At 71.8% G+C, this 12,333-nt stretch carries 16 protein-coding genes; 7 read left to right on the top strand and 9 right to left on the bottom strand.

Features of this window, described 5'->3' with window-relative positions:
* Positions 1-1,003, top strand: a 1,003-nt coding sequence (locus BUB75_RS48275) for an HNH endonuclease (RefSeq protein ID WP_218617962.1), incomplete at its 5' end; no start/stop codon positions are given.
* A gap of 145 nt (positions 1,004-1,148) precedes the next feature.
* Here BUB75_RS48275 and BUB75_RS35085 read toward each other — a convergent pair.
* Entirely contained in the window at positions 1,149-1,607 is a 459-nt protein-coding gene (locus BUB75_RS35085) for a hypothetical protein (protein ID WP_084742105.1), read from the bottom strand.
* Between the two features lie 127 nt (positions 1,608-1,734).
* On the opposite strand from BUB75_RS35085, the gene BUB75_RS35090 reads away from it, so the two are divergent.
* The 4 genes from BUB75_RS35090 to BUB75_RS35100 are packed head-to-tail and all read left to right on the top strand — an operon-like array spanning position 1,735 to position 3,526.
* A complete protein-coding gene (locus BUB75_RS35090; RefSeq protein ID WP_073263492.1) occupies positions 1,735-2,214 on the top strand; it encodes a DUF2975 domain-containing protein in 480 nt (159 codons plus the stop codon).
* Positions 2,214-2,435: a helix-turn-helix domain-containing protein gene (locus BUB75_RS35095; protein ID WP_073263494.1), complete on the top strand. Its 222-nt coding sequence runs from the start codon at positions 2,214-2,216 to the stop codon at positions 2,433-2,435. Before BUB75_RS35090 ends, BUB75_RS35095 begins: the two co-directional genes overlap by 1 nt.
* The gene (locus BUB75_RS46710) at positions 2,432-2,599 is read left to right on the top strand and encodes a hypothetical protein (protein WP_178380065.1); all 168 of its coding nucleotides are present in this window, start codon (positions 2,432-2,434) and stop codon (positions 2,597-2,599) included. Before BUB75_RS35095 ends, BUB75_RS46710 begins: the two co-directional genes overlap by 4 nt.
* A gap of 51 nt (positions 2,600-2,650) precedes the next feature.
* The gene (locus BUB75_RS35100; RefSeq protein ID WP_073263496.1) at positions 2,651-3,526 is read left to right on the top strand and encodes a TIGR03619 family F420-dependent LLM class oxidoreductase; all 876 of its coding nucleotides are present in this window, start codon (positions 2,651-2,653) and stop codon (positions 3,524-3,526) included.
* Positions 3,527-3,625: 99 nt separating this feature from the next.
* Here the strand turns inward: BUB75_RS35100 and BUB75_RS35105 are convergent, their stop codons facing one another.
* On the bottom strand, positions 3,626-4,744 hold the full coding sequence (locus BUB75_RS35105; protein ID WP_073263498.1) for an oxygenase MpaB family protein: 1,119 nt from the start codon (positions 4,742-4,744) through the stop codon (positions 3,626-3,628).
* Between the two features lie 83 nt (positions 4,745-4,827).
* Between BUB75_RS35105 and BUB75_RS35110 the strand changes: the two genes are divergently transcribed.
* The gene (locus BUB75_RS35110) at positions 4,828-5,433 is read left to right on the top strand and encodes a TetR/AcrR family transcriptional regulator (RefSeq protein WP_073263500.1); all 606 of its coding nucleotides are present in this window, start codon (positions 4,828-4,830) and stop codon (positions 5,431-5,433) included.
* 324 nt (positions 5,434-5,757) lie between these two features.
* On the opposite strand, the gene BUB75_RS35115 is transcribed toward BUB75_RS35110, so the two are convergent.
* Together BUB75_RS35115 and BUB75_RS35120 are read right to left on the bottom strand one after the other, a co-directional pair.
* Positions 5,758-6,489: a DUF4184 family protein gene (locus BUB75_RS35115; protein WP_073263502.1), complete on the bottom strand. Its 732-nt coding sequence runs from the start codon at positions 6,487-6,489 to the stop codon at positions 5,758-5,760.
* A gap of 13 nt (positions 6,490-6,502) precedes the next feature.
* Positions 6,503-6,793: a hypothetical protein gene (locus tag BUB75_RS35120; RefSeq protein ID WP_073263504.1), complete on the bottom strand. Its 291-nt coding sequence runs from the start codon at positions 6,791-6,793 to the stop codon at positions 6,503-6,505.
* 125 nt (positions 6,794-6,918) lie between these two features.
* Here BUB75_RS35120 and BUB75_RS35125 point away from each other — a divergent pair, with 125 nt between their 5' ends.
* Complete coding sequence (locus tag BUB75_RS35125) at positions 6,919-7,905, top strand: phospholipase D-like domain-containing protein (protein ID WP_073263506.1); 987 nt, start codon at positions 6,919-6,921, stop codon at positions 7,903-7,905.
* A gap of 23 nt (positions 7,906-7,928) precedes the next feature.
* On the opposite strand, the gene BUB75_RS35130 is transcribed toward BUB75_RS35125, so the two are convergent.
* The 5 genes from BUB75_RS35130 to BUB75_RS35150 all read right to left on the bottom strand — a co-directional run bounded on the left by BUB75_RS35130 (position 7,929) and on the right by BUB75_RS35150 (position 12,200).
* The gene (locus tag BUB75_RS35130; protein WP_073263508.1) at positions 7,929-9,029 is read right to left on the bottom strand and encodes a peptidoglycan recognition protein family protein; all 1,101 of its coding nucleotides are present in this window, start codon (positions 9,027-9,029) and stop codon (positions 7,929-7,931) included.
* 93 nt (positions 9,030-9,122) lie between these two features.
* Positions 9,123-9,605, bottom strand: a complete 483-nt coding sequence (locus BUB75_RS35135) for an LURP-one-related/scramblase family protein (protein ID WP_073263510.1) — start codon at positions 9,603-9,605, stop codon at positions 9,123-9,125.
* 30 nt (positions 9,606-9,635) lie between these two features.
* Complete coding sequence (locus BUB75_RS35140) at positions 9,636-10,820, bottom strand: HAF repeat-containing protein (RefSeq protein WP_073263512.1); 1,185 nt, start codon at positions 10,818-10,820, stop codon at positions 9,636-9,638.
* Between the two features lie 111 nt (positions 10,821-10,931).
* Positions 10,932-11,480, bottom strand: a complete 549-nt coding sequence (locus BUB75_RS35145; RefSeq protein ID WP_143175624.1) for a hypothetical protein — start codon at positions 11,478-11,480, stop codon at positions 10,932-10,934.
* Positions 11,481-11,597: 117 nt separating this feature from the next.
* Positions 11,598-12,200 carry a hypothetical protein gene (locus BUB75_RS35150; RefSeq protein ID WP_143175625.1) on the bottom strand — a complete coding sequence of 201 codons (603 nt, stop codon included), beginning with the start codon at positions 12,198-12,200 and terminating at the stop codon, positions 11,598-11,600.
* Positions 12,201-12,333: the final 133 nt, after the last annotated feature.

The following is a 12,333-nucleotide window of genomic DNA, read 5'->3' on the forward strand; positions in this document are numbered from 1 at the left end:
CACCACCGCCGGTGAACAACCCCACCTCACCGTGCTGGTCCACGCCAGCGACCTGCGCCGCACCCCGGCCGGCCGCACCGTCCTGGCCGACACCCGAGTTTCCGGCCCGGACGGCCCGCTGCCGAACAGCGGTGTGTCCGGCTGGGATCTCGGCTCGGATGCCGACCGGGGCTTCGACCGGATGTGGGACCCGGATACCGACTGCGCCGCGGACCCTGATCAAGCCGCCGACGAGATCCGGGCTGGCGACTGGGACTGGGACGTGGTCACCGACTGGCTCACCGACCCCCAGCACCAACCCCAACCCGCAACCCCCACCGGCAACCACCCCGACACCGGACCCAGCGGCCCCGACACGCACCCCGGCGCCTCCGGCAGCGGGCCCGGCGGCCCGGGTGGCCCCGGCGGCGGCCCGGGTAACGGTGACCTCGGCCGCTCCAGCAGTGGCTCCGGCGGCGACCGGGGTAACAGCGCCAGCCGTGGCTCCGGCGGCGGCCCGGGAAGCGATGGCCTCGGCGGCTCCGGCGGTGGCTCGGGCGGCTCGGGAAGTGGCTCCGGCCGTGGTCCCCGGGTCTGGGTTCCCGGTAGCCGCTGGGTCCCCGGACCCGGCGACGGCGGCCGCACCGACTTCGGCGACACCCTCCCCCTCGAAGCCATCGACCGCATCGCCTGCGACGCCGCGATCAACCGCATCATCCTCGGACCCGACGACGTCCCCATCGCCGTCGGACGCCGCACCCGCCTCGTCCCACCCACCATGCGCCGCGGCCTGGTCGTAAGGGACCAGGGCTGCCGATTCCACTACTGCACCCGCCCACCCCACTGGACCCAAGCCCACCACATCATCCCCTGGACCCACGGCGGACCAACCGACATGAACAACCTCATCCTCCTGTGCGGCTTCCATCACCACCGCGTCCACGACGAAGGCTGGACCCTCCAACTCGACGGACAAGAACTCACCATCCGCCGACCCGACGGCACCATCCTCGACCCACCCTGATCAGGGGCCCAGCACCGAGCAACCCGGAACGCGAGATGCGTTCCGGGGCACTCGTGCTGCTCAGAACTCCTGCCAGACCCGCGGGAGCAAGCGCCGCCCTCTGCGCGCGGGCGTTCAAGGCTGTTGCGAACCGGTTCACCGCGCTTCAGCGAGCGAAGCGCTCCACGGCAGCGGCCGGCACCGTCGCGATCATGTAGTCCTGCGCTAGGTCCGACTGCACGGCGACCGTCGGCCCCCTGCCGACGTGGCGGACCACGAACACGGTCTCGCGCAGCCATGCTTCGCCGTACCCGCTGAGGCTCTCGGGCAGCTCGCCCACGAGTCGCACTTCGTCGCCCGGCTTGACCACGGCATCCTCTGGCGCCTCGTCGCGTTGGACGGCCGACATCGCGCGAATGAGGGTCTCGAGCGGTCCGGTGTCCGCGCCGTAGTGAACGAGAAGGCCCGCCTGGCCGAAGATCGTCTCCGCCTCGGACCTGCTCAGGTCAGCGAGCGCCTCGGCCGCACCAGTCGCCAGAACCGGATTTTCCGACGAGTCCAGTTGCGCTGCCAGGGCCAGGAGTAGGCGTTCGATGACGTTCTGCGCAGCGTCTTCGTCCGTCACGCCGCGAGGGTACGACCAACCAACGCGCCGCCCGAGCAGGGCACCCGCACACCGACCAGCCCCGGGGCCGCACCCCCTAGCCGCGTGACCTATTGACTTTCGATAGGTGTCTAGCGATAGTCGATGCATGTTCACTGAGCAACGAGCGGTGGCGGCGCTTCGAGTCTTCCTCGTCGTCCTGTTCGGCATCCTGGTCATGTTTCAGACCTTTTCGCTGCCCGGACAGTTCGCGCACATGGCGAAGGAAGACCCGGACTTCGCCTACCTGCGCTGGCCGGCGACGATCGTGTCAGCGTTCTGGCTGCTGTGCGTCCAGGTGGTGATCGTGGCGACCTGGATGCTGCTCACCCGGGTCAAGCACGGGAGGATCTTCAGCGAGGACTCGTTCACCTGGGTGAACGCGATCCTCGGCGCGATCGCCGCAGGCTGGGTCGTGCTGCTGGGCGTATTCCTCTACGTCGGGTTCAACGCGAATGACCCCGGCCTGCCGCTGCTGTTGTTCCTCCTGCTGGTGGGTGTCGCGGTCGTCGGGTTGCTGATGGTCGTCATGCGGGCGCTGCTGCGGCAGGCCACGAACCTGCACACCGACATGCAAGCGGTGATCTGATGCCCATCGTCGTCCGCATCGACGTCGAGTTGGCGAAACGGAAGATGAGCGTCGGGGAGTTCGCCGAACGCGTCGGCCTCACCCCCGCGAACGTGGCGGTGCTGAAGAACGGCCGCGCGAAAGCGGTGCGGTTCAGCACGTTGGAAGCGATGTGCCGGGTGCTCGGCTGTCAGCCGGGCGACCTCCTCGAGTGGGTCGAAGACGGAGAGGAAGCGTTATGAAGCTGTTTTTCCTTGCCTTGGTGGGCGCGCTCGCGATTGCGGTCGGCGTGTTCGGGGTCGTGCACGGCGAGGCCGACGACTCGCCGGGGCTGCAGTTGATCGGCGCGCTGATCGTCGTCGCGACGTTGGTGTACGGCGTGCGCACCGTTCGCCGCAGCCGGTAGGTTCTAGAACACGTTCCAAAACGCCGCGTCGAGCCGGTAACGTCATCGCCCGTGAAATGGACACTGGCAGCGGCGCTAGTTCCGGCCGGACAGCTTCTCGACCTCGCTCGCGCAGCCGAAGAAAACGGCTACAACTCGCTCGCCCTCCCCGACTCGGTGTTCTACCCGGAACAGGTGTCGGCCAAGTATCCGTACACGAAGGACGGCAGCCGGTTCTGGCCGGCGGAGACCGAGTTCATCGATCCGTTCGTGGCGATTCCTGCGATGGCGGCCGTCACCACCCAGCTCGAGTTCCACACCAACGTCTACAAACTCCCCCTGCGTGACCCGCTGCTGACGGCCAAGCAGGTGGCGTCGATCGCGGTGATGTCGGACAACCGGTTCGCGTTCGGCGTCGGGCTGTCGTGGATTCCGGAGGAGTTCCGGTTCACCCACACCGAGATGCGCACGCGCGGGGCTCGCACCGACGAGGCGATCGAGATCATCAAGGCGGTGTGCGCGGGCAAGGGACCGGAGTGGGTGGAGTACCACGGGCGCCACTATGACTTCGACCGGCTGATGATCTCCCCCGCGCCGACCCGGCCGGTGCGGATCTTCGTCGGTGGGCACAGCGAACCGGCGCTGGCCCGCACCGCTCGCATCGGCGACGGCTGGATCTCGGTGAACACCTCGCCGAACAAGATCATCGCGGCCTGCGAACGGCTCGCGGCGCTCCGCGCCGAGTACGGCCGGGACGACGAGCCGTTCGAAATCATCGCCGGGCCGGTCGGTGACGTCAGCCGGGACGACTACCGGCGTCTGGAGGAGGCCGGGGTCACCGAGTGCCAGGCCGCGCCCTGGTGGCAGTACGGCGTCCCGCTGGACGACCGGGCCGGCATGATCGACGCGGCCCGCCGCTTCGCGGACGAAGTGATCGCGACCTACTGACCAGCCGCCCGGCCAGCGACGGCCGGCTCGGCCTAGCGGCGGCCCGACCCGACCGGGCACGGGCGCAGTCCGGCCGGCCGCACGGACACGGACGACCGACTAGGCCTGAGCGGCGGCCCGCTCGGGCTGGGCGGCCGGCTCGACCGGGACGGCCGCCTCCAGGCGGGCAGCAGTCGGGACCGCGCCCTCGGGACGGGCAGCGGTTGGGGCCGCCGGGTCGGCCAGGGTGGCCGCTTCAACCTCGGCCCTGGTCAGCGCCGGATCGGGGCCGGTCGGTGCGGTGACAGCAACCGGGGCCGTGGTACCGCCGGCCACCCGGGCCTGCGCGGCGCGGAACTCCGGTAACGGACCGGTCGCGCGGTGCAGGCCGTTGACCGCCAGCCACAGGGCCGACCGGCGGGCGCGCAGCGTCACGCGGTTCGGCGGCTGGTAGAGCGCCAGCTTCTGCGCCCAGCGCGGGAGCATGTCGCGGGCCGCCCAGTCCATGAACGCGCTGCCGGGCTGCCACGGCGGAACCTTGCTGTCGCGGAGGTTCGGGCCGGTGCCGAACGCCTTGATCGGCGTCACGGCCAGGCGCGGGAGGTAGGACTCCAGGCACTCGGCCACCTCGCCCTTGGTGGCGGGCAGGTCGGTGCCGCCGAGTGCCTCACCGACCCGGACGAACTCGCGGTAGTAGCGCTCGAGGTCGTCGCCGCGCAGCGGAGTGCGGTGGTAACGCTCGTGTGCGGTGGCCAGGCCCCACACCACGGTCGCATAGTTCCACCGCAGCCAGTCGGGGTCGTCGGCGTCGTAGGGCAGGCCGTCCGGCCGGACGCCCTTGACCGTGTGGTGCATCGCGCGCACGGTGCGGGCCAGGTTCTCCGCGGTGCGGGTGGTGCCGTAGGCGGTGCCGATGAAGAACGCGACCGAGTGGCCGAGCCGGACGGCGGCGCCCTCCGGGTCGACGTTGCCGGTGGGCACCCCGTCCACCCGTTCGACCAGCCGCGAGTGGTCGTACCCCATCCAGCTGATGCTCGGGTCGAGCCCTTCGATGTACGCGGCGGCGACCAGGCCGAGGATCAGCGTCGGCAGGTGCGAGTGGACGTACCAGACCGCGCTGTCCGGGCCGAACCACCCCGGGTCGCCTTCGGGCTCGCGGAACTCCATCCCGCGGAAGAACTTCGACCGGATGTCGGCGTCGAACGAGCGCTCGAACCGCTCCGCGACCAGGTTGCCCATCGGTGTCCTCACCTTCTGGATACGACCGTAGCCAGACTAGCCACCTGGTTACGACTGTGTCCAGACTTGCTACGGTTGGCGGCATGCCGAACGTCCCCACCCGATGGGCCGGCGTGCCCGCGGCGGGCCGGAAGGCCGAACGCCGCGCGATGCTCGTGCAGGCGGGTTTCCGCCTGTTCGGCGAGGACGGCGAAGGCGCGCTGACGGTCCGGGCCGTGTGCCGGAGCGCGGAGCTGCATACGCGCTACTTCTACGAGAGCTTCGCCGACACCGGGGAGCTGTTGGCCGCGGTCTACGACGAGCAGGCCGCCGCGCTCGGCGACGTCCTGGCCGGCGCGCTGGCGGACGCCGGGCCGGGCACCGAGGCGCGGACGCGCGCCGGCATCCGCAGCGTCCTGCAGTTCATCAGCGACGATCCTCGCCGCGGTCGTGTGCTGTTCGCGGTGGCCGAGTCGCTGGCCGCGCGCCGCCGGGCCGCGGAGACGAGCCTGCTGGAGGGGCTGATCGCGATGAGCGGCGTCCACAGCCCGTCGCTGCCGGTGCTGGTCGCCGCGACGATGTTCACCGGCGCGATGACCGAACTGGCCCAGCAGTGGGCCGACGGACTGCTCGGCACCGACCTCGACGCGGTCGTCGACAGTGCGGTCGATCTCGCGCTGGCCCTGGCCCGCCGCCCCCTGGACGTCTAAGAACGCGGCCCTAGGACGCGGGCCACGCCGCTGCGGGCGCACGGGTGCACCCCAGCCGCGCCGCGCACCGCCGGCCCTCCGCGGGCATGCGGACGCATCAGCGCGCCCTCGCGCGCGGCCGCGCCGCACCCCTGGGTCCCCACGCGATGGCGGACGCGCGTCAGCGCACCTCGCGCGGGGCCGCGCCGCGCCCCGCAGCGGGCACCCCGGGCCACGTCGCGCCCCGCAGCGGGCACCCCGAGCCACGTCGCGCCCTGCGCACCCCGGGCCACGTCGCGCCCTGCGCACCCCGGGCCACGCCGCGCGGGCGGGCGGGCGAGCGCGTCAGTGCACCGCGGACCGGACCCGACCGCGCTGCGCTATCAGCGCCCCCAACACCACCCCGGCCGCGATACCGAGGCTGCACCGGATCACCGCACCGGCCACGAACGTCCCGGCGTCGTAGCCCCATACCGCGCCGGCGAGGGTCCCGGCCGCGACCGCGGCCCAGAAGCGCCCCGGCGCCGGCCCGGGCTCGCCGCCCTCCGGCAGGCGGCGCAACAGCATCCCGAGCAGGACGAGGCCGAGCACGGCCCCGAGCAGGGTGCTGCTCTGCTGTGCGAGTTTCGCGCCGGTCGCGGTGTATCCGAGCACGTCGTGCGTCTCGCGGAGCCACGGCACGGTCCGCGCGCCCCAGCGGCCAGCGTGCGTGAACGAGTCCCAGAATACGTGGGTGAGTGCCCCGATCAGCGCGCTGACCACGGTCATCAGCAGCGGCGGACGCCGGGAGCCGATCGCACCGAGGCGCCGCAGCGGCAGGCTGGGCAGCGAGGGCAGGTAGCCCGCGACCGTCGGCGCGACCCGCCTCAGCACTATGGCCGCGACCACCGCGACCGGCACGGCCCGGAGCACGTTCACCGGCCCGTGGAAATCGACCGCGAAGCGGGACCCCTCCAGGGCATAGGACCAGTCGGGCGCCATCGAGCCCAGCGCGAGCGCCGTGCCGTCGAACCACCGCGGGCGTCCGAGCTTCAGCGCGAAGACCGGTACCTGGTGAGCCAGGTACGTCAGCGGCACCGGGCGCTACCGGTCAGCGCTGCTCGACGTGGATCCGGACACCGCCGTTCTCGTCCACCCATCCCTTGCGGGTGGCGTGGCCGATCATCGTGTCGAACCCGTCCCGCCAGCCGATCTCCGTGACCACCGGCCCGGCCAGCTCGACGAGCGTCTCGGCGGGCACGACAAGGTGATCCCGGTCGGCCCACCGCCCCACCCGGGCGGCTTCGGCCTCGGCAGTGGGGCCTTCGAGGATGAGCGAGAGCGTGGTGAAGTCCCGCGGAGCGTCGAGGATGACGCCGGAGGCGGAGGCGCGGAGGAGCATGGTTGTTCCTTCCAGGTCCGACCTGTAACACATCGGTGCAGGAAGTATGTCAGTAAGCAAAAATGCCCGGTTCGGGGGGACCCGCGCGGCTGGCTGTCTCGCATGTGGACTGCGACGATGGGCCCATGCCGCGGCGCAGGTACTGGCTCTCGTACGTCTACGTGCTGGTCGGCGCGTTGCTGCTGTTCAGCGGGTTCGTCCTGCTCTACCCGGTCCGGCACGTCGAGGGTTTCGCGACCGAGCTGCGGATCAGCATCGGGTCGAACCTCATCGACCTGGTGCTCGCGGTGCTCGTGCTGCAGCCGCTGGTGCTCTCGCTCAACCGGAACGCGGTGCGGTGGCGCAACCGCCTCGACTACCGCGACGTCATCCGCCGCATCAATAAGGCCGAGGACCGCGTCGACCTCTGGAAGTACTGGACCGGGCTCCTCGAACCACCGCACCGGCAGGCGTTCGTCACCGCGGTCCGCGCGGCGCTGGACCGCGGTGTGCGGTTCCGGATCCTGCTCACCGACCCGTCGTGCCCGGATGCCGCGGAACGCGCACGGCAGGTCGCCCCCACCGACGCCGTGACCGCGATGCGCCAGAACATCGAGCAGCTCGCGGAGCTCACTGCGGAGTTACCGTCCCGGAATGCGGAGCTGTTCGGCGTCCGAATCAGCGCTTTCGGACCCGCACACGCCATCTATCGGGTCGACGACTGGCTCTCCTACGGGCTCTTCCGCGACCGGCGGGTCAGCGAGAACTCCCAGCGGGAGGTCCGCGTCCGCGGTGATCTCGGCGAGCTCGCCCTCGAGGCGTTCGCCAACCGGTGGGACAGCGCCGGTCTGCAGGGCATCGCGGAGCACTACACGATGTGCCTGCGGTTCACCGCGCCCGGCGAGGTCGTGGAGCACGACCTTCGGTACGTGCTCCACGACGGCGAGCACTGGGTCGACGTCGGCCCGCACGCGGTCGGGCCCGCGCACGACGTGACGGTGTGCGGACGCGGTGACGAGCGGTACGTGCTGGCCGACGCGAGCCCGGAGACCCGGGAGCGTGCCCTGGCCCTCTACGCCGCGAAGTACGGCCCGGACCAGGACGCGGCGCTGCTCCGGCTGATCAACCCGTGAGCACCGGGCGTCGAGCGAAGGGCTCAGCCGATCAGGTCGGCGACGTCCTGCCGCACCCCGGGCAGCTCCGGGTAGAACAGGTCACCGGGGCAGAGCGTCGCCGCCCAGTCGCGGTGGCCCGGGATCGTCGGCACGGTCCTCGTCGAGCCGCTGATCGGGTTGACGTAGTTCGTGGTGCCCAGCGGGTCGAGGCCGCCGAGCGCCACGATCGCCGCCAGCACCCCGACCAGCGACTGCCGGGCGGCGGCGGTGGGCTGCCTGCTGGTGAAGTCGCCGAGCAGCACGACGCCCACGTTGCCGGCGTTGAACCCGCCGACGTGTGCGGCGTTGTTCATCTGCGGCCGGCCGTTCGGCCCGAGCGCACCACCGTAGACGGGGAACCGGTCGGTGCCCGACCAGCGCCCCTCGTAGACCCGGCCGTCCTCGTCGATCGCCAGGTGGTAGCCGAAGTCACCGAAGTCGCGGGTGATCGTCTGGTCGTAGTAGATCGCGCGCATCGTCGCGGCCGGGTCCGGGTCGTCGTTGATCCCGGCCGAATGGTGCACGGTGACCGTCTGCACCGGGAAGTAGGCGGCCGGGAACCGCTCGGTCCCGTCCTCGGTGAAGCGCAGCGACTCGTCCGCGCCCCAGGCGGCCCGGCTCAGGTACGGGCGGCCGACCGTCCGGGTGGAGAGCGGCGTGGACGAACCGGTCGCGGCGGCCGTGGTGCGGGTCGGCCCGTCGACGGTGTTCAGCTCGGTCACGGTTCCGGCGCCGGGCAGCTGCACCTCGTAACCGACGCCGCCGGGGACCGAGAGCAGCGCCCGGCGTGCGGTCGCGCGGCCATCGCGGCCGCCGTCACAGCCGTGCAGCGGACGCCAGTCGCCCCACCCCTTGGCGGTGCGGATCCGGACGGCGGCGCCCTCCGCTGCGCCGGTCCAGCCCACCGCGAGATGGGTGAGCGGGAACCTGGCCTCGTCGGCCTTGCGGCGGGCGCCCACCGCGATCCGGCTGGCCAGCGTGTCCGGGATCGGCGACCCCGCCGCCGGAACGGGTGCCGCGAGGCTCGCGGACGCCGAGCCGAGGACGGGTAATCCGGCCAGCACTCCGGCGGCGGTGGCAAGGACCGTACGACGGGTAGGCATAGGTTCCTCTCGGGTGTATCCGCGCTTTTGCGTCTACTGCGGACACCACTGAACCGGAGGAGTCAAGCCCGCCCGTCCTCGTCGGCTGAACCTTTAGTCATCCTTACGGGACAGCGCCAGTTCGAGCGCGAGGACACCGGCCAGGATCAGCAGGTCGTTCTCGCCGGGCGCGATGTTCACCGCGTAGGTGTCCCGGATCGAGACCCACCGCTTGGACACCGCGGCGACCTCCCGGCCGCCGCGTTCGATGACGAACTCGTGGTCGAAGAGGTTTCCGGTCATCTCCAGGTCGTCCGGGCCCGGGACGTCGATCGTGAAGCGCTCGCGGAACGGCGTGAACAGCTTCTTGCGGACCTCGGCCGCCTTCTCGCCCCCGATCCGCACCTCGTAGGTCGGGCGGATCGAGACGAGGTGGCGGTGCACGGACGCCACCTCGCGTCCGGACGGGTCCTCGATCACCAGCCGGTTGCGCAGGCTCAGCACCTTCCCGTCGACGTGCAGTACCTTCCGACCGGCCTCATCGGTGATGTCGTAGTCGTCGCCGATGTCGAAGAAACGCTCCTTGATGAGGTACATGCCCCCAGTGTCTATCGGACCGTCCAGTGTCTATCGGCCCGTCCAGCGGACCGCGTGACGCTGGCCGCCGGACGTCGTCACGGTTCCGACGACCTGACCGGCGTTGTTGACGTCGCGGGCGGTGCTGGTGGCGCCTCCGGGCGCGCCGAGGTCGACCATCCGGCCACCGCTCCAGAGGAACGCGTGCTGCGCGCCCGAGCGGGTTGTGCTGAACCCGACGACCTGGCCCCGGTCGTTGACCGCGGTCGGCGTGCTGCTGGGCCCGCCCAGCGTGCCCAGATCGGTCAGCCGACCCGCGCGCCACAGGAACGCGTGCGTCTCCCCCGCCGCGGTGGTGCTGGTGCCGACGATGTCGCCGGTGCGGGACACCGCGCGGCCGGTGTCGGCCGGACGGCTGGTGTCTCCGCCCAGCGTGCCCAGTTCGACGGTCCGGCCGCCGACCCAGACGACCGCGACCCGCGGGACGAACACCGGGATGCCGGTCGCGAGGCTGATGCTGCCCAGTGCGCCGACGACCGCGCCCAGCGGCCCGACGTCATAGGCGACGCCGGACTGGCCGGCGGGCACCGGCAGCCGGGTCAGCGTGCCGTCGGCAGCCACCACCGCGGGCACGAAGTTGAAGTTGTTCTGGACGGTTCCGCTCAGCGCGCCCGCCACCCGTCCGTCGTCACCGATCGCGGACGCGGTCCACAGACCGGTCAGCACGCTGGTTCCGTCTGGTCGGCAGACCAGCGCGGTGAACCGGCGCGGCCCGGTCAGCCCGCTCACCAGCGCATCGCCGCGCTCGTTGAGGTCGACGACACCGAGCGGGAACGCCCCCGAGAGCGCGCAGTCGGCGGCCGTGCCGTCCGGCAGCCAGCGGCGGACCGTCCGCTGCGTGCCGTCGGCGGACGTGGCGGTGCCGACGATCTGACCCGCGTCGGTGATCCGGGACGCGAACGTCGAGGGGTACTCGGCGGTCCCGGGCAGCGCGGTGAACCCGGTGCCCGGCCAGCGGAGCGCGCGAGACACACCGTCGACCTCGGCGGCGCCCACCGCGACACCCGCGTTGTTGATATCGGAGACGTCGGCGTTCGTCGTTCCGGCGGGAACCGGCAGGCGGGTGGCGGTCGGCGCCGCGACGGCGACGCCGCCCGGAACCGCGAGCATCGCGGCCAGCGCTGCGCCGGTCGTCGCGACGGCCGCGCGACGGAGGGAGGGACGACCGAACGGCACGGGAGCCTCCTACTGAGGTGGCGGGGTCGCGAGTGTGCCAGCGCAACCCCACCAACCGCAGCATTCCCGGCTATCCAAACCGTTTCAGAAGCGGCAAAACGGCACGTCAGCTCAGCCGCAGACGTCTCGCGACGTCGCATCGTCCAGATCGGACGCGCAGAACGTCACGTTCCGGCCCTCCCCCAGCGTCCCCTCCCCCAGCGTCACGGTCAGCACGTTGCCCGCGTGCGAGAGCACGGTGCGGTACGTGCCGACCGCACGGTTCACGTCGTTGGTCCGGACGATCGTCAGGTGGACGCCCGGCTTGCGTTTGGTCACCGTGACCTGCACCGACTGCCGCGAAACGTCCGACGGGTGGCCACCGCTCGGTTCGCACGGCACGCCCGGGTTCCGCGGCGCGTCGTCGCTCGCGCAGGCCACATAGGTCCGGCCGCCCATCGTCCCGGACCCGTCAGCGCGGACGACCAGCTGCCTGCCGTGCCCGGTCCAGGTGCCGACGTAGGGCACGAGCCAGGTCTCGCTCGCACCGGCGCCCGGAGCCCGCTCGTCCGTGCTGCTCGGCGGCGTGCCGGGCGACGCCACGGTGTCCTCGCCACCGGCACAAGCCGCGGTCACCCCGAGCAGCGCCACCGCCCCGACCATGACACGTCTGGTCCTCATGGACATAATTCCCCGTTTCCCCGTGAATGCCGCTGGGGCCAGCGACGCCGCCGAGGGTGCGGGGTCCGGGCGCGATGCGCCACTGCGCGTCGCAAAAAAGACAATAAATGTGGACGCTCAGCCGAGGCGTTGTGCGGCCACCCGGTCCCGGGCCGTGGCCATCCGATACGCGAGCACGCCCCAGAGCGCTCCGGCGATGAGGTTGCCGCCGAGCTGGGACAGGATGATCGAGGTGAGCCAGATGACCGGCAACGCGGCGGCCAGCGGCTTGGGCAGCGTCCGGGCCCGCCAGGTGCCGACCGCGAGCAGGATCGAGCCCACCAGCCAGAGCAGGTTCGCGGGAACCGCCACCGCCGGGAACCAGCTGTAGTCCTGTCCGTGCAGGTTCGTCGCGGTCATCCCGAACGCCAGCAGCGCGCAGCCGATCGCGGCGGCCACCCCGCCGGCCCGTCCCACCCGGGACGTTCCGTCGGTGAGGCGCAGATAACCCGGGATCCACAGCACGAGCGCGAGCGCGACGAGCGTCAGCCCGACGTGCTCACCGCCGTCGATCAGCGGGTCGGTGTCGGTCGGCCGGGTCGCCTGGATGGCGCCGGCGATCGCGGACGCGACCGCACCGAGCCCCGCGGCCAGGCCCGCGAGCTGCGAAGGCCCTCCCACTCGGGGTGACGGGGCCGGCACCTCTCGGGGTGATGGGGCCGGCGTCGAAGAAGATGTCATGGCCGGGACCGTAAGCCGGGCGTCCGGCTCCGGTCGTCGGCCGGCGGGGGCGCGGTGGTACCGCGCACGGAGGACGCCCGTACACCCCGGGGCGGATGCCGGGTAGCCCGGCGACTCGTTAGCCTGCGGACGT

Source organism: Cryptosporangium aurantiacum (assembly GCF_900143005.1).
GTDB lineage: Bacteria > Actinomycetota > Actinomycetes > Mycobacteriales > Cryptosporangiaceae > Cryptosporangium > Cryptosporangium aurantiacum.

Excerpts from the sequence above, each read along its gene's own strand:
- BUB75_RS35095 (WP_073263494.1), top strand. The coding sequence starts at position 2,214 with ATGCCCATCGTCGTCCGCATCGACGTCGAGTTGGCGAAACGGAAGATG.
- BUB75_RS35150 (WP_143175625.1), bottom strand. The coding sequence starts at position 12,200 with ATGACATCTTCTTCGACGCCGGCCCCATCACCCCGAGAGGTGCCGGCC.
- BUB75_RS35125 (WP_073263506.1), top strand. The coding sequence starts at position 6,919 with ATGCCGCGGCGCAGGTACTGGCTCTCGTACGTCTACGTGCTGGTCGGC.
- BUB75_RS35145 (WP_143175624.1), bottom strand. The coding sequence starts at position 11,480 with ATGAGGACCAGACGTGTCATGGTCGGGGCGGTGGCGCTGCTCGGGGTG.
- BUB75_RS46710 (WP_178380065.1), top strand. The coding sequence starts at position 2,432 with ATGAAGCTGTTTTTCCTTGCCTTGGTGGGCGCGCTCGCGATTGCGGTC.
- BUB75_RS35090 (WP_073263492.1), top strand. The coding sequence starts at position 1,735 with ATGTTCACTGAGCAACGAGCGGTGGCGGCGCTTCGAGTCTTCCTCGTC.
- BUB75_RS35110 (WP_073263500.1), top strand. The coding sequence starts at position 4,828 with ATGCCGAACGTCCCCACCCGATGGGCCGGCGTGCCCGCGGCGGGCCGG.
- BUB75_RS35105 (WP_073263498.1), bottom strand. The coding sequence starts at position 4,744 with ATGGGCAACCTGGTCGCGGAGCGGTTCGAGCGCTCGTTCGACGCCGAC.
- BUB75_RS35120 (WP_073263504.1), bottom strand. The coding sequence starts at position 6,793 with ATGCTCCTCCGCGCCTCCGCCTCCGGCGTCATCCTCGACGCTCCGCGG.
- BUB75_RS35135 (WP_073263510.1), bottom strand. The coding sequence starts at position 9,605 with ATGTACCTCATCAAGGAGCGTTTCTTCGACATCGGCGACGACTACGAC.
- BUB75_RS35130 (WP_073263508.1), bottom strand. The coding sequence starts at position 9,029 with ATGCCTACCCGTCGTACGGTCCTTGCCACCGCCGCCGGAGTGCTGGCC.